This window comes from Algoriphagus sp., assembly GCF_013373065.1.
GTDB lineage: Bacteria > Bacteroidota > Bacteroidia > Cytophagales > Cyclobacteriaceae > Algoriphagus.
The window spans coordinates 37949-61974 of the sequence record NZ_JABXIN010000005.1 but is presented as its reverse complement, the minus strand read 5'-3'; the positions used below and the strand labels follow the sequence as shown (position 1 = coordinate 61974).

20 protein-coding genes are annotated in these 24026 nt (G+C 40.2%); 7 read left to right on the top strand and 13 right to left on the bottom strand.

The genetic code is table 11. The annotated features are described in order from the left end of the window. Window positions 1-32: 32 nt before the first annotated feature. Entirely contained in the window at window positions 33-914 is an 882-nt protein-coding gene (locus tag HWE15_RS04655; protein ID WP_290506343.1) for a sterol desaturase family protein, read from the top strand. Between the two features lie 49 nt (window positions 915-963). Here HWE15_RS04655 and HWE15_RS04650 read toward each other — a convergent pair whose 3' ends face one another. From HWE15_RS04650 to HWE15_RS04625, 6 genes are all read right to left on the bottom strand, one after another. Further along, window positions 964-2142: an MFS transporter gene (locus HWE15_RS04650; RefSeq protein WP_290506342.1), complete on the bottom strand. Its 1179-nt coding sequence runs from the start codon at window positions 2140-2142 to the stop codon at window positions 964-966. A 42-nt stretch (window positions 2143-2184) separates the two neighbouring features. Further along, window positions 2185-3286, bottom strand: a protein-coding gene (gene prfB, locus HWE15_RS04645; RefSeq protein WP_290506341.1) for a peptide chain release factor 2 whose coding sequence is annotated in 2 segments (ribosomal slippage) — window positions 2185-3225 and window positions 3227-3286 — 1101 coding nt in all. Because the reading frame shifts where the segments join, the coding sequence is not laid out codon by codon here. Between the two features lie 67 nt (window positions 3287-3353). Then, window positions 3354-3860, bottom strand: coding sequence for a hypothetical protein (locus HWE15_RS04640; RefSeq protein WP_290506340.1), 507 nt, complete (start codon window positions 3858-3860; stop codon window positions 3354-3356). A gap of 130 nt (window positions 3861-3990) precedes the next feature. Continuing rightward, complete coding sequence (pfkA, locus tag HWE15_RS04635; RefSeq protein WP_290506339.1) at window positions 3991-4977, bottom strand: 6-phosphofructokinase; 987 nt, start codon at window positions 4975-4977, stop codon at window positions 3991-3993. Continuing rightward, the gene (locus HWE15_RS04630; RefSeq protein WP_290506338.1) at window positions 4977-5348 is read right to left on the bottom strand and encodes a methylglyoxal synthase; all 372 of its coding nucleotides are present in this window, start codon (window positions 5346-5348) and stop codon (window positions 4977-4979) included. The genes pfkA and HWE15_RS04630 overlap by 1 nt, the downstream gene beginning before the upstream one ends. A 109-nt stretch (window positions 5349-5457) precedes the next feature. Continuing rightward, a complete protein-coding gene (locus HWE15_RS04625) occupies window positions 5458-7497 on the bottom strand; it encodes a S9 family peptidase (RefSeq protein WP_290506337.1) in 2040 nt (679 codons plus the stop codon). A gap of 201 nt (window positions 7498-7698) precedes the next feature. On the opposite strand from HWE15_RS04625, the gene mscL reads away from it, so the two are divergent. Further along, window positions 7699-8121: a large-conductance mechanosensitive channel protein MscL gene (gene mscL, locus HWE15_RS04620; protein ID WP_290506336.1), complete on the top strand. Its 423-nt coding sequence runs from the start codon at window positions 7699-7701 to the stop codon at window positions 8119-8121. Window positions 8122-8150: 29 nt separating this feature from the next. Here mscL and HWE15_RS04615 read toward each other — a convergent pair whose 3' ends face one another. From HWE15_RS04615 to HWE15_RS04600, 4 genes are read right to left on the bottom strand one after another with little or no spacing between them, the layout of a single operon-like run. After that, window positions 8151-8591, bottom strand: coding sequence for a hypothetical protein (locus HWE15_RS04615; protein ID WP_290506335.1), 441 nt, complete (start codon window positions 8589-8591; stop codon window positions 8151-8153). Then, on the bottom strand, window positions 8588-8950 hold the full coding sequence (locus HWE15_RS04610; RefSeq protein WP_290506334.1) for a hypothetical protein: 363 nt from the start codon (window positions 8948-8950) through the stop codon (window positions 8588-8590). The genes HWE15_RS04615 and HWE15_RS04610 overlap by 4 nt, the downstream gene beginning before the upstream one ends. Window positions 8951-8984: 34 nt before the next feature. Then, a complete protein-coding gene (locus HWE15_RS04605; RefSeq protein ID WP_290506333.1) occupies window positions 8985-9533 on the bottom strand; it encodes a sigma-70 family RNA polymerase sigma factor in 549 nt (182 codons plus the stop codon). 40 nt (window positions 9534-9573) lie between these two features. After that, on the bottom strand, window positions 9574-10809 hold the full coding sequence (locus HWE15_RS04600) for an Nramp family divalent metal transporter (RefSeq protein ID WP_290506332.1): 1236 nt from the start codon (window positions 10807-10809) through the stop codon (window positions 9574-9576). Window positions 10810-10890: 81 nt separating this feature from the next. Here HWE15_RS04600 and HWE15_RS04595 point away from each other — a divergent pair, with 81 nt between their 5' ends. From HWE15_RS04595 to HWE15_RS04580, 4 genes are all read left to right on the top strand, one after another. After that, window positions 10891-11907, top strand: a complete 1017-nt coding sequence (locus tag HWE15_RS04595) for an alpha/beta hydrolase (protein WP_290506331.1) — start codon at window positions 10891-10893, stop codon at window positions 11905-11907. Further along, the gene (locus HWE15_RS04590) at window positions 11897-13129 is read left to right on the top strand and encodes a DNA recombination protein RmuC (protein ID WP_290506330.1); all 1233 of its coding nucleotides are present in this window, start codon (window positions 11897-11899) and stop codon (window positions 13127-13129) included. The genes HWE15_RS04595 and HWE15_RS04590 overlap by 11 nt, the downstream gene beginning before the upstream one ends. A gap of 135 nt (window positions 13130-13264) precedes the next feature. Further along, the gene (gene trkA / locus HWE15_RS04585; RefSeq protein ID WP_290506329.1) at window positions 13265-14611 is read left to right on the top strand and encodes a Trk system potassium transporter TrkA; all 1347 of its coding nucleotides are present in this window, start codon (window positions 13265-13267) and stop codon (window positions 14609-14611) included. Window positions 14612-14614: 3 nt separating this feature from the next. Beyond that, window positions 14615-16060, top strand: a complete 1446-nt coding sequence (locus tag HWE15_RS04580; RefSeq protein WP_290506328.1) for a TrkH family potassium uptake protein — start codon at window positions 14615-14617, stop codon at window positions 16058-16060. Here HWE15_RS04580 and HWE15_RS04575 read toward each other — a convergent pair. Continuing rightward, window positions 16057-18516 (bottom strand): ligase-associated DNA damage response DEXH box helicase, encoded by a 2460-nt coding sequence (locus tag HWE15_RS04575; RefSeq protein ID WP_290506327.1) that lies wholly within the window; start codon window positions 18514-18516, stop codon window positions 16057-16059. The genes HWE15_RS04580 and HWE15_RS04575 overlap by 4 nt on opposite strands. Further along, on the bottom strand, window positions 18509-20098 hold the full coding sequence (locus HWE15_RS04570) for an ATP-dependent DNA ligase (RefSeq protein ID WP_290506326.1): 1590 nt from the start codon (window positions 20096-20098) through the stop codon (window positions 18509-18511). Before HWE15_RS04570 ends, HWE15_RS04575 begins: the two co-directional genes overlap by 8 nt. 125 nt (window positions 20099-20223) lie before the next feature. On the opposite strand from HWE15_RS04570, the gene HWE15_RS04565 reads away from it, so the two are divergent. Beyond that, window positions 20224-20733 (top strand): hypothetical protein, encoded by a 510-nt coding sequence (locus tag HWE15_RS04565; protein WP_290506325.1) that lies wholly within the window; start codon window positions 20224-20226, stop codon window positions 20731-20733. A 122-nt stretch (window positions 20734-20855) separates the two neighbouring features. Here HWE15_RS04565 and HWE15_RS04560 read toward each other — a convergent pair whose 3' ends face one another. Continuing rightward, window positions 20856-23981 carry a hypothetical protein gene (locus HWE15_RS04560; RefSeq protein ID WP_290506324.1) on the bottom strand — a complete coding sequence of 1042 codons (3126 nt, stop codon included), beginning with the start codon at window positions 23979-23981 and terminating at the stop codon, window positions 20856-20858. Between the last annotated feature and the right edge of the window lie 45 nt (window positions 23982-24026).

The following is a 24026-nucleotide window of genomic DNA, read 5'->3' as shown; positions in this document are numbered from 1 at the left end:
TTGAATATGGGTAGGATGAAAACCACATTGCTATGTTCAGTCTCGATAATGTTGGAACTGTCTTATTGATCATTCTTATTTTTTTGGAATTTGTCTTTGCCTGGAGAAAAAAATTAGGTGAAGATCTTCTGAAAGATATGATGGCCAATTTTTCTGTGGCTCTAATGATTTTGCCAGTTGGTTTAATAATGAAAGGAATTGCTTTTGGGCTTTATTCTTTGGTGTATAATTTCTCTTTTTTTAAGCCGGAGTTAAGTATTGGGATGTGGGTTTTTGGGTTTATTGCCTGTGATTTTATCATGTATTTGTGCCATCTTTTGGGCCATAAATCCAGGTTTTTCTGGGCCGCTCACGTTACCCATCATTCTTCGTTACATTTTAATTTTTCAGTAGGTATACGGGTAAATCTTTTTCATGCATTATATCGATTTCTATTTTGGACACCACTGTGTTTAATCGGAATACCACCTCTGATTATCTTACTACATGAATCTGTTTCTTATTTATGGAGTGTAATGATTCATACTGAAAGGGTGAAAAAGCTGGGATGGTTGGATTATATTTTTAATACTCCATCCAACCATAGAGTACATCATGGAAGTAATCCTCAATATTTGGATAAAAATCTTGGGGGGATTTTGATAGTTTTTGATCACATTTTTGGGACTTATCTGCCTGAAACTGAAAAACCTATTTATGGTATTACGGACAATATCTATTCTCACAATCCATTAGATATTTTGCTTCATGAATACAAAAGTATTTTTAATCAATTGCCAAAAATCCCGAGTTGGAAAGGTAGGCTTCAGTATCTCTTTTTAGCTCCGGGTTCGGAAAAATGGAAAAATCAATTAAACCCAAGTCCTGAGTTAAGCAACTCTTTATACCCTTCTGTAGGTGAAAGAACTGATTAATTAAAAAGGGTGGGTACCCTGGATTTTTGCTGGTTTTTTCTCATTAATCTTATGAGGATTTATAGTTTGCCTGCTTGGTAAAAAGTAGCATCACTAGAGCCAAACCTGCCATGGAGGCGCAAAAGATGAATACCCGGGGGAAATTATTGGAATTGTTCCCGTATATAAGGCTTGAAAATATCGCTCCTAAACCAATTCCACCCTCCAAAAATATGTACATAGTTGCCAAAGCCCTTCCTCGATAAGCATCTAAAGACAAATCAATTACCCAAGCTGCAGTTGTAGGGCTGTTCATTCCTACAGCCGAACCAAATAATATTCCTGCCACAAATAGCATCCATTTACTGTCGGCCAAAGCAATGGTTAACATGGCTAAAATCATCAAGAAAGCAGCCATTCGTAATACGGGAACTCGCCCATAACGATCCGAAGCTCTTCCTGCTACGAGTCTTATTCCTAGGGAGGATAAAGTGAAAATCGCAAAGAATAAGCCTTTGTTTTCTATGCCTAAATGCTCACTGAAATCAGGGATAATGGTCAAGACGGCACCAAAAGAGAATACTGAGAAAAAAAGGATAAGGGAAGGTAATAGAACTCGTTTTTCTATGATTTCATCTTTCTTAAGTCGGAAATGATGAAAGCTGAATCGCTCTGGTTCTGATACTGTTTCTTTCAGGCGAATTAATATCAAAATGGAAAATATGGCCGTAAACGCAGATGCATAAAAAAGGTATTCGATTGGCCAAAATGTGGCAATCCAACCTCCAATCGCTGGACCGGCGGCCATTCCTAAAGAACCAAAAAGAGACTGTATTCCCATGGCTTCTCCTCGGCTGTAAAAAGGAACAATATCAGCAACATAGGCTGAAGTTCCGGTAGGAGTAAATCCAGTCGAAAATCCATGGATAAATCGTAGAAATAAAAATCCGCCAACAAAACTTAAAATGGGATATAAAAGACCCGATATAAAGCAAACAGTCGCTCCAAATATCATTACTGGAATTCTCCCAATTTTATCAGCCAATTTCCCTGAAAATGGGCGAGATAATCCAGCTGACAAGGTGAAAAGTGAGATGATTAATCCTTTGTAGTCTTCCCCGCCAAGGGACGACAGATAAGAGGGGAGTTCCGGAATAATCATGTTGAAGGAAGAAAAAAATAAAAAGGAGCTCAGACAGAGCAAGAAAAAATCCAGCGTGAAAAAACTAGGTAAAAAGGATTTTTTCATAGTTGATGGTTAAGAAAAAAGGCCGGATAGTACCGGCCGTTATTATTCCTTGTTTGCTTCTTCCTCGCTTTGTGCTAACAGGTAGGCCTTCATAAATTCATTTAAGCCGCCATCTAACACATATTGGGTATCTGATGTCTCGTATCCGGTACGGTTATCTTTAACCAATTTGTATGGGTGAAGAACATAGTTTCGGATTTGCGAACCAAAGTCTACTCTCAGTTTTGAAGCTTCAATTTTGGCTAGTTCCGCATTTCGTTTTTCGAGCTCCATTTGGTACAACCGGGATTTAAGCATTTGCATCGCCTTTTCTCGGTTTGCCAGTTGAGAACGTTCGATTTGACAGACCACTACAATACCAGTAGGCTTGTGAGTCAATTGAACTTTGGTTTCTACCTTGTTCACATTTTGTCCTCCCGCACCACCAGAACGGGAAGTTTGCATTTCTACATCAGCTGGATTGATCTCGATTTCGATCGTGTCATCCACTTCTGGATATGCATAGACCGAAGCGAAAGAAGTGTGTCTTCTTCCTCCAGAGTCAAAAGGTGAAATTCGAACCAATCGATGAACCCCTGTTTCTGATTTCAAAAATCCATAGGCTAATGGACCTTCAAATTCTAGGGTTGCGGATTTGATACCAGCAACTTCTCCAGGCTGAACATCTACCTCCCGAACTTTGTAACCATTTTTCTCACCCCACATGATGTACATTCGCATCAAGATGGAAGCCCAGTCGTTACTTTCTGTACCGCCTGCTCCAGGATTAATTTCAAGAACGGCATTGAGTTGATCCTCTTCTGAGGAAAGCATTTTCTTGAGTTCGAGTTCTTCAACAGCCTTTTTAGCCTTTTCGAACTCTGTTTTTATTTCATCTTCACCCACTTCATCAGCGGTGTAGAATTCATAAAGTACTTCCAAATCCTGGATAATCTGTTCCAAATCTTCATAAGAAGAGGTCCAGCCTTTCCGAACCTGGATTTGTTTCATTGTCTTTTCTGCTTCTTCTGGATTATTCCAAAAGTCGGGCTGAGAGGAGACGGCCTCTAGATCTTGGATTTCTGCTTTCTTCCGATCGTAGTCAAAGATACCTCCTTAAAGCCGAGGTGCGAGCTTTCAAGTCTTTCAGTTGTTCCGAAGTCATGATAGATGATTAAAATTTCAAGCTGCAAAAGTCTCAAAAATTTCTGCTTTTGGCAAGAAGAATGGATTTAATCCATCCGCATGAGAATAATTTGCAATTTATTTCTCCCTGTATTTTTGAAGGTCTTGTAACGAACCGGAAGCAATGCGATACCGGTTCCGACTAAAATCCCTCCAATAATCCCTACCTCACGGTCTATGGTAAGCTCACCTTGCTGATAAATTGAATTAATCGCATCGACGCTTAACAACATAAGACCTGATCCGAGTACCAAAAAATTTAGAGCTTTCAGTCTCGCATTTCTCTTATCCTTGTTTTGAATGTCTATTTCTAGAATGTCGTTTGGAGAGATGATATTTTCAGACATATAAATGTAATCCGTGCTAAACTCTTTGATCACATCTGTCACGAAATAGCCCAGTTTTTTACTTTTATAAGTGATCTGTTCCCCAGGATAATAACGGATTTGTGACTTGAGGTTACTTCCTCGCTTGAGTAATAAAAAGTCCGATGATTGGGCAGATGCAAATCCTATCCAGATGAAGCAAATCAGAAAAAGCAGGAATCGTTTCATTCAAAAGTTCAAATACCAAATCAATAGGTCCTAGTTTAGGGATTTTATTTCGAATTTGATAGTATCCTAAAAAAATACCTTTTTAAAGAAAGTTAAAAAAGGCTGCCTTTTCAGACAGCCTTTCATGATTTTAAGTAGAGAGGATTTTCGCTACTCTGAAATCATCCTCATCAACGGTTTTATCATCTACGATAGCTTTTTTGATCGGAGTGTAAACAACCTTATGGTTGATCAATCCGGCCATTACATCATATTTTCCATGTAAAAGCCCTTCAACTGCAGCTACTCCAAGCTTAGAAGCGAGCAATCTATCAAAGGAAGAAGGAGCTCCGCCACGTTGAAGGTGGCCCAAAATGGTAACCTTGATATCGTAGTAGGGAAGGTATTTCTTTACTTTAGAAGCGATTTCTGCCGCTCCACCACTTTTTCCTCCTTCAGCCACGATCACAATATTTGATGTTTTTTTGGCCTTAGTTCGAACTTTTAATTTTTCAACCAATTCCTCTACAGGCATTTTTTTCTCAGGAATTAAGATTGCCGCAGCTGCCGAACCAATACCGGCATTGATGGCGATAAATCCAGCATCCCTTCCCATTACTTCTACAAAAAACAGGCGGTCGTGGGAAGTTGCCGTGTCACGGATTTTATCAATCGCCTGAATAGCTGTATTACATGCTGTGTCAAAACCAATTGTTGAATCTGTTCCGGAAAGGTCGTTGTCAATTGTCCCAGGCAAACCAACAGCTGGTATTCCAAACTCCTTATAGAATAAATGGGCTCCAGTCAAGGAACCATCTCCACCAATAACAACCAAAGCATCAATGCCATGTGATCGGAGGTTTTCGTACGCTTTCTGACGACCTTCAGGAGTCCTGAATTCTTCACTTCGGGCAGATTTCAGAAAGGTACCACCACGCTCTAATACATGAGCAATATTCTTGGAGTCTAGTTTTTTAATCTCATTATGGATCATACCCTCGTATCCTCGGTAGATTCCAAACATTTCAATGTTGTAATAAAATCCGGTTCTTACGGCGGCACGGATAGCAGCATTCATTCCAGGGGAGTCTCCACCTGAAGTTAATACTCCGATGCGTTTAATTACTTTAGGTTCCATTAGGCTTGTGTTAAGGCTTTAAACATGAGTTCGGCTGAAGCAGGATTTGTTGCTAAAGGAATATTATGAACATCACAGATTCTCATGAGCATTTGAACGTCTGGTTCATGCGGATGTTTATCCAAAGGGTCCCTGAAAAAAATTACCATTGCCAATTCCTTTTGGGCTGCCATTGCCGCAATCTGTGCATCTCCACCAATTGGACCAGAAAGCAATTTTTTTACTTTAAATCCAGCTTTTTCAATGTGGGAGCCAGTAGTGCCCGTGGCTACTAATTCGATATCTTCCTTATGAAGACGATCCTTAAAACCGCTTAAAAAATGGACCATATCGGCTTTTTTGCCATCATGGGCAATGAGAGCAATTTTCATAAATTCAGTTTAATAGGTTCGAGCCAAAGTTAGGAAAAAATCCCATTTACAGATTCCTTGACAAGGATTTAACTATTGCTTGTAGTTTTTAAATAGCTTGAAAATTTCTTTATTTATTTGAAGCAAGCTTCAATAAAAAGGCGTATTCCAGTGCTAGTTCCTTGAGTGCTTGAAATCTTCCTGAAGCTCCTCCATGACCAGCTTCCATGTTTGTATGGAGAAGTAATAGGTTTTTGTCAGTTTTTAGCTCTCGAAGCTTGGCAACCCATTTGGTAGGTTCCCAATATTGAACTTGCGAATCATGCAGTCCTGAGGTCACTAACATATGCGGATATGCTTGAGCGGTCACTTGATCATAAGGGGAATAGGAGAGCATGTAATGGTAATATTCCGAATCATTTGGATTTCCCCATTCCTGATATTCTCCAGTTGTCAAAGGAATACTTTCATCGAGCATGGTTGTAACCACATCCACAAACGGAACCGCAGCAATCACACCATCGAATAAATCAGGGCGCATATTGATAACTGCGCCGATAAGTAAGCCTCCAGCACTTCCTCCCATTCCATACAAGCGGTCTTCCTGAGTGTATTTTTGTTCAATCAAATGCTTGGCACAAGAAATGAAATCGGTAAACGTGTTTTTCTTTTTTAATAATTTTCCGTCTTCATACCATTTTCGTCCTAGATCTTCACCTCCTCGGACATGTGCAATTGCAAATACGAATCCTCTATCCAACAGACTCAAGCGATTACTGGAAAAATAGGCATCAGAACTGTATCCATAGGATCCATAGGCATATAGTAAGAGCGGGTTCGTGCCATCTCCATGGAAAAGCGGTTTTTTATAAACCAATGAAATTGGGACCATAGTATTATCTTCTGCCTTTGCCCAAATCCGAGCAGATTCAAACTCACTGGCATCATAACCCCCTACTATTTCCTGCTGCTTGAGTAATTTTTTCTCCCGTGTCACCATATGATAATCAAAGGTAGAAGCAGGAGTGATGAGGGAATTGAATCCAAACCTGAGGTATTCGGTATTGAATTCTGGGTTATGACCAATCCATGCCGTATACGCTTCTTCTCCAAAATCCAATGAATGTCCAGGGCTACCATCCCAAGGTTGAATCATCAATTGGCTCAGCCCATTGTATCGTTCATGGGAGACAAAAAATCCTGAAAACAGGTCAAAATCCTCTATTAAAACTTCTTCTCGGTGCGGGATAAAGTCCTCCCAATTTTCCAATGAAGGGTTGTCGATGGGAGCTTTAACAATTTTAAAATTTTGAGCCTCATGATTGGTTCGGATCCAAAAGTGGTCTCCAAAATGATCGGCCGCATATTCCAAATGTGGAATTCTAGGTTGTAGAATAGTCCATTCTTGAAGTGGCTTATTGGCATCCACAAATCGAATTTCAGAGGAGATGGTACTTTCGGAATGGATTAAAAGAAAGACTTCCGATTTGGTTTTGTGAACATGGCAGCTAAACTCCTCATCGTCCTCTTGAAATACCAAGCGATCTTTTTTAGGATTGGAATGAATAGTATGAAGGTAAATCTGAAAGGCTCGCAAAGTTTTTTGATCTTGTCGGCTATAAAAAACATTCGTATCATCTGCGGCCCAAGTCAAGTTACCTGTTGTATTGGAAATGGAATAGGGTAGGAGTTCTCCGGTGGATAAATCCTTAAAAAATATAGTATAGATTCTTCTGCCCACTTCATCCATAGCGAAGGCAAGGTATTTTTGGTTATGACTGATGGCCATGCCACTCACCTGACAGTAGGATTTCCCTTCGGCTAATTCGTTGACATCCAATAAGATTTCTTCAGTAGCTTCGAGACTTCCTTTTTTTCTACAATAAATAGGATATTCTCCCCCTTTTCGATATCTCAGGTACCAGAAGTATCCTTTTTTGAAATATGGAACGCTTTGGTCGTCTTCCTTTATTCTTGATTTCATCTCGTGAAACAAAGATTCCTGAAGTTCTTCCGAATCTTTCATTTGTTCTTTGAGATAAGCATTTTCGGCTTCAAGGTATTGGATCACTTCTGGGTTTTCACGATCCCGCATCCAATAGTATGGATCCACTCGTCTATGACCATGTTTTTCTAATATTTCTGGAATTTTCTTGGCTTCGGGTTTCATGAGTAATTCGATTTTGAGCTTGCAATTTTAGTGAAAATCTATTGTCAGTTTTCTTAAATCCGAGCTATAAATTCGAGTCTGTTTGTAGGAAAATTCAATTAGAAAATAAATTCTATTGAAAAAAATGAATTTCCAGTTGTGAAAGTTGGAAAAAAAGTAAGTTCTTGAAAGAATATATTATCAACCATTAATTCAACTCGTATGGGAATGCTTAAAGAGTTTAAAGAATTTGCGGTCAGGGGAAATGTGATTGACCTGGCTGTAGGTGTAATCATTGGAGGTGCTTTCGGAAAGATTGTATCTTCATTTGTCAATGATGTGGTTATGCCTCCTATTGGACTTTTGGTGGGAGGAGTCGATTTCAAGAATCTTGCGTGGACACTGAAGGAAGAAGAAGTGGATGCAGCAGGAGAAACGATCGCTGCCGTAACCGTTAACTACGGTATGTTTATCCAAAATGTGGTGGATTTCATTATCGTCGCATTTGTGATCTTCTTGGCCATTAAAGGAATCAATAAGATGAATAAGAAGGAGGAGAAAAAAGAAGCAGCAGCACCGCCACCCTCACCACCAAAATCTGAAGTACTTCTTGAAGAAATTCGAGATTTGCTGAAAAAGCAATAAAAAAAGAAAAGCTCCATTTGGAGCTTTTTTTATGGTCTTCGGTCTTGCCTTTGGCGTTGATAAAGCATTCTAGCAAAATCACGATTCAATCCGTTCAGTTTTAAGACCTGTTGATAGCTGATCACTTGAGAGACTTTTTCGACAAACTCTTCTTCCTCTTTTATCATTTCCTTTTGAATAGTAAACCGCTGTGTGATTAATTGTTTGGCTTGATCTTCCGTTAGATCCTCTTCTTGATTCTTGGGATTTAAACCAGCGATTTTTTTAAGGTTTGCTTCTCTCTTTTTGTTGAATTCATTAAAGATCGGCCAGAATTTTTCAGCTTGTTCAGTACTTAAGTCCAAGCGAGTCGTAATAAATGCTACACGAGCCGCTTCTAGCTTTTCAGAGTCAATATTCCCACGCCGTTGTCCAAAACTTAGATTGACGACTAGGAATAAGAAGAATAAGAGTAAACCAGTTTTTTTCATTGCTCGGTAGGAGTTAGGTATTCATCAGTAAATATTTCTTCTAGAAAGGGAATTTCCTCTTCAATTATTTCATCCAAAACAAGATCAGGCTGATCGCTCATGCTAAGCACATCTTCTGCTGACCAATAATTTGCATCAATGTAAAGATTGACCTCATCCTCTAATGCTATCCATTCAGAAGTTTCATTCGCGGGATAGAATGTGTAAATCCCAACGGTAAGGAAGAGAAGGAAAACAGCAGCCCATTTTACCCAGCCCCAGTCGTTTTGGGGATGGACTTTTTGAAGGATTTGATCCGGAAGAGTTTCGAAATATCCCTCTGGAGCATTCATTTCCGAAAATTTGGGTAATTTTTCCATACTGTAAGTTTAGACTTTGATTCTCATTGAAGGTTTATTCTTTCTTCAGATATTCTTCAACTTTTTTGACTGCATGATGATAACTTGCCTTCAAAGCACCCACACTTGTCTCAGTTACTAAGGCCATTTGTTCATAGGTCATGTTTTCTTGGTATTTCAGGTTGAATACCAAGCGTTGTTTTTCAGGCAATTTTAGGAGCGCCTTTGCCAGTTTTTTTTCGATTTCACTTCCATTCAAACTATCCGGACGATCAATGTAGGACTCTAGTCGCTCCTGATGGTCATCGATGGAAAAGAAGAATCGTTTTTTCTTTTTTTTCAAGTAGGTCAAGGTTTCGTTGACCGCAATTCGATAGAGCCAGGTATAAAGCCCAGCATTTTCTTGAAATTTATCCAAATATCGAAACGCTTTGATGAAGGTGTTTTGCGTCAAATCGTCCGCATCCTCATGGATAAGCACCATTCGTCGAATTACTTGATAGATTCTTCGTTGGTACTGCTCGATCAGGAATCGGAATCCTCGCTCTTTACTTTGGGGATTTCGAATAAGCTGAAGGATTTCCTGATCATTTATTTTTTCCATTGTAGCTTAGACTACATTTGAAAGTCAAGGTTTATTCTATTCAAAATAGCGTCCAATTAAAAACGGAGCTAAGGGCACGAATTCCAAGTAAAAAAGTGAGCAAAACAATTATTACCGATAAAACTTGAATCCAGACAGGATTTCGGTTTGCATGCATCCATTTTTTTTGATTGGAAACCCAAATCAACCAAATGCTGATAAAGGGCAATAAAATTCCATTTGCAACTTGTGCTATGGTAATCAATTGTACAGGTCTTATTCCAAAGGAGGCAAAAATCAATCCCAAGCCCATGATTAGGATGAATGATAATCGCATCGGAGTGCTCTGGGTAGATTGGTCTTTTCCCAAAAGTCCACAAATTACCAAGGCAGCGGCGAGGGGTGCTGTAATGGAGGAGGTTAGACCTGCAGCCATTAATCCAAAACCCATGAGGTATATTCCGGTATTTCCAAAAACTGGCTGTAGGCCTTGAGCAACAGCCGATGCATCACTGATATTTTCACTTTGATTAGAAACACCAACAATTAAAATTGCCATTGATACCAATCCTCCCAAAAGCACCGACAAACCTATATCCCAACGCATCCAATTCAAAGAATTTGTGGTTTTCCATTTGTTTTTGGCCAAGGAGGCATAAAGAAATAAATTGTAGGGAACAACTGTAGTTCCAATCAAGGCGACTACCGAAGAACTGTTATCACCCGATATTTTTGGAATAAATCCTTTTAAGACAAGAGCCCAATCAGGATTGATGGCAATAGCAGTGTAAAGGAAAGACAGCGACATTCCAATGACTAGGAAAATCAGAATACGTTCAATTAGCTGATAATTAGCAAACCATAGAAGAAGAAGAGCAAGAAGGCCTATTAGAAAATTACCAGTCTCTAGGGTGAGTCCTGCCAAATTCCACTTTGGAAACGTAAAAAACACTTCCAACCCAAGTCTTGCTCCAGTAAGATTGCCAGATTCATAGGCGATATTTCCTATTACAATCGCTCCAAAAACCAACAATACCTGAATAATTTTAAAAATGGTACTGCTTTTTTGGGATTGAATTAGTTCGGCTAAATCCTTTTTTGTTGCGATTCCGATTCTTCCTGCCATCTCTTGTAGCACAACTGTAATCAAAATCGACAGAGCGACCGCCCAAAGCAGTTCATAACCAAAATTAAACCCTGCAAGGGTACAGACCATGACTGTTCCTGGACCGATAAATGCGGCAGCAACCAATGGTCCTGGACCAATTTTATCAACTATTTCTTTGAGCCCAGACAAAATCCTTTTTTGGCAAAATAGCTTTTTAGGAAGAATTTTTGTTATAGTTTCAGAAAATTCTGTGACTCTACTTTCTTACCTATGCATTGGATCAAATTGCTCCTAAAAATTAGTGCCGGGCTGCTGTTAACTCTTGTTTTCTTTCTTTTGCTGTTGTTTCGAAATGATATTCCTGCTGAAGAGATCATTCAAAAATACAGTACGCCCCAGTCTCATTTTATAGAGGTAGACGGAGTGAATCTTCATGTGAGGTTTATGGGGGAGGGAATTCCGATTATTTTAATCCATGGAAGCTTTTCCTCTTTGCATACTTGGGATCAATGGCAGCAGGAATTAAGTCCATATTTTTTAACGATTTCTGTGGATTTGCCAGGACATGGGTTGACAGGGCCTGATGAATTGCAACGGTATTCAACAATGGATTATAGTCAGTTGATTCTCCGCTTAGCAGAAAAATTAAATATTCCCCGATTCCATTTAGCAGGGAATTCAATGGGTGGAGCAGTCGCTTTGCAAGTAGCAAGTACAAGGCCTGATCAGGTCCTTTCTTTGAATTTAATTGATTCATCTGGCGCACCTCAACTTAAACCTAGATCATTGGATAAGGACAATACGACTATTGATAGGGGTAGACCTTGGATTTTTCAGGTAGCCTCCAATCCTGTTTTTTCAAAAATTCTCCTGAAGTGTACTCCTAAATTTTTATTTGCAATGAACCTGAAACAGGTTTATGGAGATGAGTCGAAAATCCATCAGGAAACTGTGGACAGGTATTTTGAACTGATGCTGCGTGAAGGAAATAGGGAAGCTACCCTTGACCGTTTGAGGGGAGTTCGAAATGCTGAAATTAATTTCGACCGGCTGACGATGCCAACCTTGATCATGTGGGGGAAGTTGGATTCTTGGATTCCCATTTCGAACTCCTATGCCTTAGAAAAAGCAATTCCAGGATCTAAATTGATTGTTTTCGAAGAAGTGGGACATGTACCCATGGAAGAAATTCCGACGGAATCTGTCTCAAAATACCTTTCCTTTTTAGGTGTAGAAGTTCGCAAAAACTACCTTAATGAACCCAAATTCATGACCTATGAGTACTGATGTATTGTTATTTATTATTGTTGTCCTTCAAGTGGGAATTTTTGGTTTTTTGATTTTTTCCAAAAGTCGAAAGGGTCAAAAAAATGAGCTTAGACAGTTGAAAGAGGAAATTTCTCAATCCTTGCTTGAGGGTCGTAAAGAAAGCAGGCAGGATTTATTGGCTCAATTCAGGCTGGTTTTTGACTCCTTGAACAACAATTCCCAAAATCAACAGCTGGCCTTGAAAAATTTTGGAGAAGTATTTCGTCAAAATGTACAGGACTTTAATCAGGTCCAAAAAGAAAAATTGGAAGCATTAAATCGAAAGCAGGAAGAGATGCAAAAAAGCACCGAACTCCGGCTGGAAAAAATCCGGGAGACGGTAGATGAAAAGCTTCAGAAGACCTTGGAAACCCGTCTTGGTCAATCCTTTGATATGGTGAGTAAGCATCTTCAAGCAGTGCAAAAAGGCTTAGGGGAAATGCAGCAATTGGCTAATGGGGTAGGTGATTTGAAACGGGTTTTAAGCAATGTAAAGAGTCGTGGCGTTTTGGGAGAATATCAATTGCAAGCCTTATTGGAAAATATGCTATCTCCCGAACAATACCTAACGAATGCCGAAGTAGGAAAGGGCAATCGAGAACGAGTTGAATTTGCAGTCAAAATGCCTGGTAATGAGCGTTTTGTTCTTCTTCCCATAGATTCGAAATTTCCTCAGGAATCCTATTTGAGACTTGTGGATGCATATGACTCAGGGAATCCCACAGAGATTGAATATTTTCGAGCAGAGTTGATTCGGGCTGTAAAAAAATCAGCTCAGGATATTCAGGCAAAATATCTCAACCCTCCCCACACGACTGATTTTGCGATCTTATTTTTGCCTGTCGAAAGTTTGTATGCCGAAATCCTTCGCCAACCTGGCTTGGCACAACAAATCCAACAGGATTTCAAGGTTTTAGTCACGGGACCAACCACACTTTCTGCCATCTTGAATAGCCTTCAAATGGGCTTCAAAACCCTGGCTATTCAAAAGCGAAGTTCGGAGGTTTGGCAGATTTTGGGAGCTGTAAAAACAGAGTTTTCAAAGTTTGGAGACCTGATTGAAAAGACACAAAAGAAACTTCAGGAGGCAAATTCTGATCTAGATAAATTAGTTGGAGTTCGAACTCGGGTTATTCAACGAAAGCTGAAAGATGTTGAGGAATTGCCCAATCCTGAAAGTGAAAAATTATTGGAAGAGTAAGGGATTTATTCCAATCATAGGCGTGTTGAATCTTTCTTTATTTGGCGATTTTGGGCTTATTTTTTTGCTTAAATACTGAGAACCATTTAGAAAGGTATTACTTTTGCCTACAGTTTTATCACCAGAAAAAATTCTATGGGGATGCACATTGTAATTGCCGGTGCAGGGGATATGGGATATCACCTCGCTGAGCAATTAAGTTATGATAACAAGGACATTACACTGATTGATACAGAGCGGGAGGTGTTAGATTACGTTTCTTCCAAATTAGATGTCCTGACTGTTCTAGGCGATGCAACTTCAATTGAAGTTCTTCAGCGCGCCAATATCACCAACGCCAGTATGCTTTTGGCGGTCACCACCTCTGAAAAGACGAATATTGTTGCAGCTGTTTTGGCAAAACAATTAGGAGCCAAGATGGTAATGGCGCGTGTCAGAAACCACTCGTATCTCAACAGCGAGAATGTTCAATATTTCCATAATCTTGGGATTGATAATTTGATATCTCCTACTATGCTTTGTAGCAAGGAGATTTTCAATATGATCCAAAACTCCAGCTTTACGGAAGTTTTTGACTTTGAAGGTGGGAAACTTAATATCGTAGGAGTGACCCTTGATGATACCAATCCCTTGGTTAATCAGCGGATTATGGATATGAAATCCAATCCTATTTTTGATGATATCCGGATTATCGCCATTCTTCGGGATCAAAAAACCATCATTCCAAGAGGAAGTAGCATCATCCGAAACCATGACCACGTGTTCTTTATTTCGACCAAAAAGCACACGGAGAGCATTTTGGATTTGATTGGGCAGAAGAAGCGGGAAGTAAAAAATATCATGATCATCGGTGGAGATGACATGGCGCTTACAACTGCCCTTCGTTTGGAAGATCACTATCGAGTAACCTTGGTTAATCGAGATAAAGAGCGTTGCAAGTGGTTGGCAGAGCAATTACCTAGTACGCTGATTATCAATGGAGACTATAAAAATGTTGAACTATTGATTGAAGAAGGTTTGGAGCAAATGGATGCCTTCCTTGCATTAACAGAATCTTCCGAAACCAACATTATTACCAGTCTATCTGCGAAAAATCACGGAGTATATAAAACCATTGCCCACGTAGATACCCGAGAGTATATTCATATCTCTCACAGTATCGGGGTAGATTCTTTGATCAATAAAAAGTTGGTCGCTGCAAATGAAATTTCCCGATATCTTCGAAAAGGAACAGTGGAAGCTGTTTCGGGTATTTATGGGGTGGATGCAGAGTTTATTCAATATTCAGTTTGCAAAAATAACCGACTGACTCGCTACCCTTTGAAAGAACTTCATTTTCCTGATACAGCTATTGTTGCTGGAGTTATACGAGGTGAAGAGGTGTTTATACCAGATGGAGACTTTCAGATGCAAATGAAGGATAAAGCTATAGTACTAGCTTTACCGCAGGCAAAGGTTGCGTTGGATAAATTATTTCATTAACCCATGATCCATTTTAAAGAAATTGCCAAAATCATGGGAGCGCTCTTGTTACTGATAGCGTTGCTCATGCTTCCGGCAGTATTTTATTCCTTTTATTTTGGAGAGGATCCTTGGCCCATGATCATTTCTATGGGGATCACGGCTTCTGTGGGATTGATTCTTTCTGTTTCTTTTTCCAAGCAAGACCAAAATATCCGAAAACGGGAAGGTTATTTAATCGTGGCCTTGAGTTGGACTTTTATGGCTTTGTTCGGCATGTTGCCCTTTTTGTTAAGTCATCAAATTCCAACCTTTCAGGATGCTTTTTTTGAAACGCTTTCTGGATTAACAACTACAGGAGCAACCATCCTGACAGATATAGAAGTGATGCCAAAAGGCTTACTTTTTTGGCGAAGTATGACCCAATGGATTGGTGGTTTGGGGATCATCGTATTGACAGTTGCTATTTTTCCATTATTGGGAATCGGTGGGATTGAGCTTTTTGTAGCTGAATCACCTGGACCTACTTCAGATAAGGTTCATCCTAGAATTTCAGAAACAGCAAAGCGATTGTGGTATGTTTATGTTGGTTTGACATTAGCGGCTACTATCCTTTATTGGATAGGTGGCATGACCTTTTTTGATGCCATAAATCATGGACTAACAACCTTGGCAACTGGTGGATTTTCTACCAAAAATGCATCAATGGCATATTTTGATTCGGCATTTATTCAGTATGTCGCTATCTTTTTCATGTTTCTAGCCGGAACAAACTTTACGATCATCTATTTTGGATTATTGGGGAAGTTTCGTCGGGTATTCCAAAGTGATGAGTTTAAAACCTATACCTTGGCTCTTTTGGCGATTACCGTAATCGTATTTTATCCCATTGCAGCTAATGGAGTCAACTATGAATTAGCCTTTCGCAAATCGCTTTTCCAGGTTGTTTCCCTCGTGACGACTACTGGCTATGTAACTGATGATTATACACAATATGGCCAAGGGCTGACCTTTATATTTTTCATGTTGCTCTTTTTGGGTGGCTCTGCTGGTTCTACAGCGGGTGGAATTAAGTTTGTTCGTCACCTGACCTTTATCAAGAATTCATGGTTGGAATTTAAGCGCCTGATTCATCCACGCGCTGTCGTTCCCTTGATGATCAATGGGGATCGAGTAACGGGTAGAATCATCACCCATATCATGAATTTTCTCTTGATCTATTTGCTCACTTTTGTTTTGGGAGCCTTGGTTCTTTCCTTGATGGGGTATGATCTTCCTACTTCCTTGGGGGCTGTTGCTACCTGTTTGGGAAATGTCGGCCCGGCCATTGGTGATGTGGGACCAGTCGATAATTTCGCATTCTTTTCACCGACAGCAAAGGTGTTTTTGGCGATTATTATGTTGATGGGAAGATTGGAACTCTTCACCATTTTGGTGCTCTTTACACCATTCTTCTGGAGAGCTAATTAATCCAATACTTCAAACTGAGCCTGAATTTTCGCAATTCGATCTTCTAGACTTTCGGAGGATATGGTAGTTCGACTGAGTCGATCCACCATGATCGGAAAAGAGAAAGGTGTAAACTGAACCGGATAGCGAACATCGATTCGAAGTCGGTTTATTTTCTTAATAGCTTCCACAAATTTCTCTTGTTCCATCTGTTGATTCAATGCTTCCTTTTGAGCTTGTTTCAAAAGTAAATTGTCCGGATCATATTTCTCAAAAACCTGAAAAAGGAGACTTGAATTGGATTGAATGTGCTTGAATGTGGCAGGTTTTCCAGGATAACCTTGGAAAACCAATCCGGCGATTCCGGCAATTTCCCGAAATTTCCGTCGAGACATTTCACTTTCATTGACACAGCGCAAAGCATCCTCTTCGATATTTTTCAAAGAAAAAACATCTTCCTCCAAAATTTCCTCAATAGGAATAGGACTGTCCGAAAGTAACTCAAAGCCATAATCATTCATGGCCATATTAAATGTCACAGGATAGCTGACCGAAATTCGATAAGCGATCAGAGCGCTCATTAATTCATGAATCATCCGACCTTCAAAGGGATAGAAAAACAAATGATAGCCTTGTTTACTCTGATGGGATTCAATCAAAAATGTATCCGGATCTGGGACTACTGATAGCTTACTTTGTAAGTCTAGAATAGGTGCGATTTGTCGGACTTCTTCAGATCTGAGTAGGCCTTGATTGTACTCCTGAAGGATCTGGAGAATTTTGTCCGCCAGCATGGAAGAAAGGGACATGCGAGCTCCCATCCAACTGACCACATGATTGGTTTTCTTTTCCGACACTTTTACTATAGCTGTAAGGTCTTTGATCTGAAGCAATTCCAATGGCCTTCCAGCAAAGAAAAACCGATCTCCGATTTTCATTTTGGAAATAAAATATTCCTCTACTGTTCCGAGGTAAGACCCATTTTTAAATTTGATTTTGATCATGGGTTCAGAAACAATCGTGCCCATGGAAAGTCGATGTTTCATCGCTATCCGCTTGTTTTTGACGCGAAAGCTGCCGTCTTCATCTTGGACCACTTTTAGAAAATCCTCATAGCTTCCCAAGGAATCACCCCCTTGTGTAATAAACCGGAGTATCCAATCCATTTCTTCTTGAGTGAGTTCTGCGAAAGAATAGGTTCTTTTGATGATTGGAAATATTTCATTTTCAAAAAATCCCTCTCCAACAGCTAAAGTCACTAGAAATTGAATCAGCACATCATAGGGCAACTTGGGAGGAAATTGAGATTCCATATCTTCCGATTCGATGGCATTTCGAAGTGCTGCAGCTTCGATCAACTCAAGAGAATTTGTCGGTACAAAAAAGATTTCAGAGGGGAGTCCCGGTTGGTGTCCGGCACGGCCAGCTCGCTGAATAAATCGAGCGACTCCTTTGGGGCTACCAACTTGAATAACCCGGTCAACGGGCCGAAAATCAACTCCCAAATCCAAACTGGAGGTACAAACCACTAACTTCAAACGCCCCTCATGAAGAGAATTTTCCACCCAAGCTCGAACTTTCATATCGAGGGAACCGTGATGCATAGCGATCCATCCAGCCCAATCTGGTCTTGCTTCTAGAAGTTTTTGATACCAAATTTCGGTTTGCGATCGGGTATTGGTAAATAAGAGTACCGTTTTTCCATCTTCAATAATTGGAATAACCTTATCGAGCATACGAATTCCCAAATGACCAGACCAAGGATATTTCTCAATCTCATCGGGAATTACAGACTGGAGAATAATAGGCTTGTTGATTTTTGCCTTGATGATGTGAAGCGGTAAGTCAAAGCCTAAAAGTGCTCGATAAGCTTCTTCCATATTTCCTATTGTAGCTGATATGCCCCATCGTCGGAAAGTTTGAGGACAAAGTGCCTGAATGTATTCCAAGGCAAGCTGCACCTGAACTCCCCGTTTATTTCCAACTAGCTCATGCCATTCATCAACTACGATGCATTGAAGAGTTTTAAAAAGTTTCGGATGCTCCTTTTGGGAAATTAAAATATGGAGGGTTTCTGGGGTGGTTATTAAGACTTCAGGAGGCTTCCGCTTTAATGCTGCTCGGGTTTTGGCGTCGGTATCCCCGTTTCGAACCGCTACTTGCCAGGGAAGTTCGAGAACATCACAAACCTCTTGCATTGCCTTTTGAATATCTTGAGCTAAGGCCCGAAGAGGAGTGATCCAAATCAATTGGAGTCCGCTGTTCTTTTTCTGCTTCCAATCGTTTGGGTGTTTTCGGATAAAATCTAAAATAATAGCAAACCACAAAGCAAATGTCTTTCCTGAACCTGTGGGTGCATTCAGTAGGCCAGATTTTCCATTGAGATAGTCCTTCCAGGCACTCTTCTGAAATTCGAATGCTTCCCAGTTTTTTGATTTAAAATAGGAGAGGGCGGGTTCTAATTCCTTTTCATCCATAGAGTTCGAGTAAGGCTCGGAGTTCTTGAAGTGTGTTTGCTTCTTCTTTGGGTTTGTCTTTTCTCCATCTTAAAATTCGGGGAAATCGGAGAGCAATCCCACTTTTGTGACGGGGACTGTCTTGTATTCCTTCAAAGGCAATTTCAAAAACCAATTCCGGTTTAACGGTCCGAACAGGGCCAAATCGTTCTCGCGTATTTTTCTTAACAAACTGATCCACTTCTCGCATTTCAGCATCGGTAAGCCCCGAATATGCTTTTGCAAAAGGCACTAATTGATCCCCATCCCACACAGCAAACGTATAGTCACTATACAAATCCGCTCTTCTACCATGTCCTTTTTGAGCGTAAATCATGACTCCGTCAATAGTCAGTGGATCAATTTTCCACTTCCACCAGTTTCCTCTTTTTCTGCCTGTTTCATAAGGACTTTCCTTATGTTTAAGCATAAGTCCTTCGGCAAACTCACTCCTCGATTTTTCACGAATTCTTGCAAGTTCTTCCCAAGAATTGGCTTGGATAGGCGGAGAAATTTCTAGCCTTTCATGATTGAACTCTTGATGTATCCATTCCAATTTAGACCTTCGTATATGAAGGGGATGATTTCGAAAATCATAACCATCCCATTCCAACAAATCATAAGCTAGAAAACTTACCGGAGCTGTTTGCAATATTTTCTTGGTGATATTTTTTCTTCCAATTCTCGTCTGGAGAAGTGAAAAGGGAAGAGGTTTTCCATCTTGGTAGGCTAAGATTTCCCCGTCAAGTACCGTCCCATCAGGGAGACTTTGACCTAGATTCAATAGCTCTGGAAATTTCTCATTGACCAATTCTTCTCCACGACTCCATACAAAGACTTCATTTTTTCGGGTAATTAATTGTCCCCGAATGCCATCCCATTTCCACTCTGCCTGCCACTCTTCCAAGCTTCCCAAATCAGCAGGCTCTTTTTCCAATGGATGGGCAAGAAAAAAAGGATACGGTTTGGAAATGTCTTGTTCAGTTCCATTTTGATTGAAAAGTTCTTCAAACTGAATCTGATTTGGGTTCCAGTTACCCATCAAGGCGTAAGCAATTTCAGACTTTTCAAACCCTAGAAATTGAGCTAAAGCTTGCGTAATCAAGTTTTGGCTCACTCCAATTCGGAAACCCCCAGTAATTATTTTATGAAATACGAACCGCTCCATCTGATCCAGTCGGGACCATGCGTCTAGTAAAAACTCCTTTTTCTCTTGCTCTTCTTTATCCTTTAGACTAGTTAATTTTTCAATCCAGTCGCTCAATTCTAAATCATGAGTTTTGGTAGGTAAAGGAAGCAATAATGAGATGGTCTCTGCTAAATCTCCGACAGTATGGTAGCATTCCTCAAAAAGCCAATCTGGAGTTCCAGAATATTCCATACACCATTCCCGGAGTTGTTTGGTAGAAATTTGGCGTTTGGGCCGACGGTGGGTAAATAGTGCGATTGCCCAAACCTTGTCTCGATTTGAAGCTGTGTTAAAAAACTGAAGCAAGGCGGCCAATTTATCTTTCGTCTTATTGGATTGGTCTAATTGAGAGATTAGGGTGGCAAAATGCTTCATTTGAAATTGTTAATTCAGATTAATGTGACCCAAATCATGTTGCACTATCTGAAAATCGATAATTTTAGTAAAAATTGAACAGGTTTGCGATAGGATTCGTTCTGAATATTGAAAACTTCACAACTATGAAAAAGTTACTAATTGCCTTTTTTGTTTTGGGTTCTGCTTGGGCTTGTACCGATTCAGATCCAGATCAGTATACTGGCAAATCATTTGAATACCAATTGTATAAATCCTCTGATTTTGATTTTTCAGGGAATTTAACTGTTAAGGAATTAACGGGAGGGAATTTGGAATTAACTATTGATTTGGACGGGGTCAACAGTGACTCCGATGTTAGCTTTCCTGCACATTTACATTTCGGAAATTATCAGCTACAAGATGCACCCATAGCTTTTATTTTAAATTCTGTCAGTGCTAAAGACCTAAAAAGTGTAACTGTTTTGGGACAATTGTCTGATGGATCAAAATTGAGTTTTGAGAATTTTAAACTATTTGATGGGCATGTGAAAGTCCATTTAGCAAATGATGGGCCTGATTACGACATTATTTTAGTAGCAGGCGATATTGGATTAGGTGCCGATCAATCCGTTTTTGATCCTTCAAAAATGGCAGTCTGTGGCAAGGATTTTTAAAAGATAAATCAATGGATTATTTATGAAAGCTTACTCTCGATTAGGGTAAGCTTTTTTGTTTATGATATAAAAAAATAAGCACCCTTTTGGGTGCTTATTTTTAAATAAATAGCTAGAAAGATTTAATCTTTTATTGTTTCAAAAAGATTGACTTGAGTAGAATTCACCTTTTCTTCGAAGGCCTTCCAATCTCCGTTCATAAACTCTTCCAATACTGCAAATGCTTCTGCTGCTGCTTCTTTGGCCTGCTGATAAGTACGCTCTTCAGTAGGTCCAGGGGAGGCATAGGAAGAACCTGCATATCTTCTAGGTACAAACTGAAGAGTCATCGTAGTTGGGTAAAGATTACGCACAATACCCTGTCCTTCACGAGTTGGACCATTGAATGCTTCCTTCACTTTTTCCAATTTCTTTTGGATTTCTTTGGCAGCATCAGCAAGAGATTTAGCTTCTTCAGAATCGAGGTCTTTTACCATATCTTGAACCTTTTTGATGGTTTTTTCAGCCTCACTCATTTGGAAGTTGGCCTTGTTCATTTCGGTTTGCATGGTCTCCAATTTCTTGAAGAATTCATCCCTAGCCTTCAAGGCCGCCAATTGTACTTCAATTCTAGGATCTGAATTAACCTTAATAGTGGTTTCAGATTTCTCATCTCCATAAACAAATTCAACTTGGTAAGTTCCAGGAACCACATCAGCACCTCCTGGCTCAAAGAAGCCTCTTCTGTTTCTTCGGTTGGTTTCAAAGAATTCTGCAGTTGATTTGCGGTCAAGCCCCCAATTGATTCGGTTTACACCTTTTTGAGGAACTGTTTTCAAGGTTCGAATTTGCTCACCTGATTCATCATAAATATTTACAGTTACAGTATCGAGCTTTTCTTTGTCATCGTTTAAAATAAAGCTCAGTCGTCCTCCAGTTTCACGGTTTTCTCCGGCATATTTTCCATCTGCCGGGAAACGCTCGCCATGTGGCTGTTGAATTTCAGCTTGATATGCATCTGGTGCCTGAACAGCTAGAATTTTTGACTCTGGCATTTTGCCACCATTAGCTGCAAAAACTCGAAGAGGACGGATATCATCCAAAACCCACATGGATCGTCCGAATGTTCCGATTACCAAATCAGCTTCTCGTTCTTGAATCGCCATATCATAAGTAGAAACTGCCTTAGGATAGCCGTGTTCCCACTTATTCCATGTTTTAGCCTTATCAAAGGATACGTATAAACCGTATTCTGTTCCTAAGAAAACTAAATTTGGCTCTTCCGGGTCCTGCTTAATGGATAAGGTGTATCCCCAGACCTTTGAATCGTCTGCAATTCGGGTAAAGGTCTTCCCAAAATCAGAACTGTGATAAGCGTAGGCGCTGAAGTCGTTGTTTCGGTAATTATTGGCGATCACCCAAACCTCACCTGCAGCATAATCAGACGCTTGGATTTGAGGAATCCAGCTATTCTTTGGCAAGCCTGGCAACTTGGAAGCTAAGTTGGTCCAAGTTTGTCCTCCATCTTCAGTAAGTTGAAGGTTACCGTCATCAGTTCCTACCCAAATTACATTTGCATCTACAGGGCTAGGCGCGATTGCGATAATGGTGGTATGGTTTTCTGCTCCGGTAATATCAAAGGTTAAGCCTCCGGTTTGCTGCTGTCGCTGCTTGGTTGAGTCATTGGTGGTCAAGTCTGGAGAAATAATCTCCCAAGTTTCACCGCTATCAGTGGATTTGTGTAGGAATTGAGATCCATAATAAACTCCATTCACGTCATGTGGATCAGCAGCGATAGCGGCGTTCCAGTTAAACCTTAAAAACACGTCCTTATCAGGGTGAGTAGGTCGAATGACACGGTTGTGTCCAGTTAATTTGTCAAATCGGGAAACATTACCTCCCTGTGACATGGTGTATCCATATCTAGAGTTTGCTGGGTGTGGAACGACGTCAAATCCATCACCAAAAGAAACTTCCTGCCAATAGGTGTTTCGAATTCCATCTCTTCGCCACACATAAGCCGGACCGGTCCAAGACCCGTTATCCTGCATTCCACCATATATATTATATGGAAGTTCATTATCTACATTTACATGGTAAAACTGACCTACAGGTAGTTTTTCAGCAAAGTACCAGGTCTTTCCACCATCCCGTGTAATATTCAGACCTCCATCATTTCCATCAATCATCAGTTTAGGATCATTTGGATTGATGTACCAAGCATGATGATCCGGGTGAACACCTGCGTATTGAAGAATTTGAGTGAATGATTTTCCACCATCTTCACTCATTCCAACTCGGGAATAAAGTGTGTAGATGCGGTTTTCATTTTTTGGATCTGCGTGAATTTCAAAATAATAGAATGGACGATCTCCAATTTCCGGTTTGTTATTCACCATGGTAAAGTTTTCGCCGCCGTCTTCGGAAACATAGAGGGCATTCTTTTTAGACTCAACCAGTGCATATACTTTGTTGCTGTTAGCAGCAGAAATTGCAAGTCCCATACGGCCATAGTCGCTTTTTGGAAGACCGTTGGAGTCATCGAGTTTCTTCCAATTTTCTCCGCCATCATGCGTCACATAAAGCCCAGAGGAAGGTCCGCCAGACTCAAAAAACCATGGATAACGGCGATGTTGCCACATGTTAACGAAAATCTTATTAGGATTATTTGGGTCCATGATCATTTCCCCAACCCCAGTTTTTTCATCGATGTAAAGAATTTTCTCCCATGTTTTACCACCGTCAGTTGTCTTATATAAACCACGATCTTCTTGTTCGCCCCAAGGGGAACCAATCGCTCCCACATAGACGGTATTAGGATCATCTGGGTGCACAATGATGCGGTGAATAGCTCGTGTTTTTTCTAATCCCATCAATTCCCAAGTTTTACCGGCATCTAAGGATCGATAAACACCATAACCCAAGTTGAGGGAGTTTCGAGGGTTTCCTTCTCCAGTTCCTACCCAAATGATGGAAGGGTTTTTTTGATAAATGGAGATGGCACCAATTGAATGTACCACCTGATCATCGAAGATAGGTTCCCAGTGAATCCCACCTGAGGTAGATTTCCATAAACCTCCTGAAGCTGAACCGGCATAAATGATGGAAGGGTTCTCATCAACTGCGTCGATGGCTGTGATTCTTCCACTCATTCCAGCTGGTCCTACATTTCGAGTTTTCATGGATTTAAACCAATCCATGTCCACTTCCTGTGCTAAGACAGATGATCCAAACAAGACCATCAGCCAGAGAGTAATGAGTTTTTTCATACGTTGGTGATTTTTATTTAAATAAAAGCAAAAGAAGCGAACCAG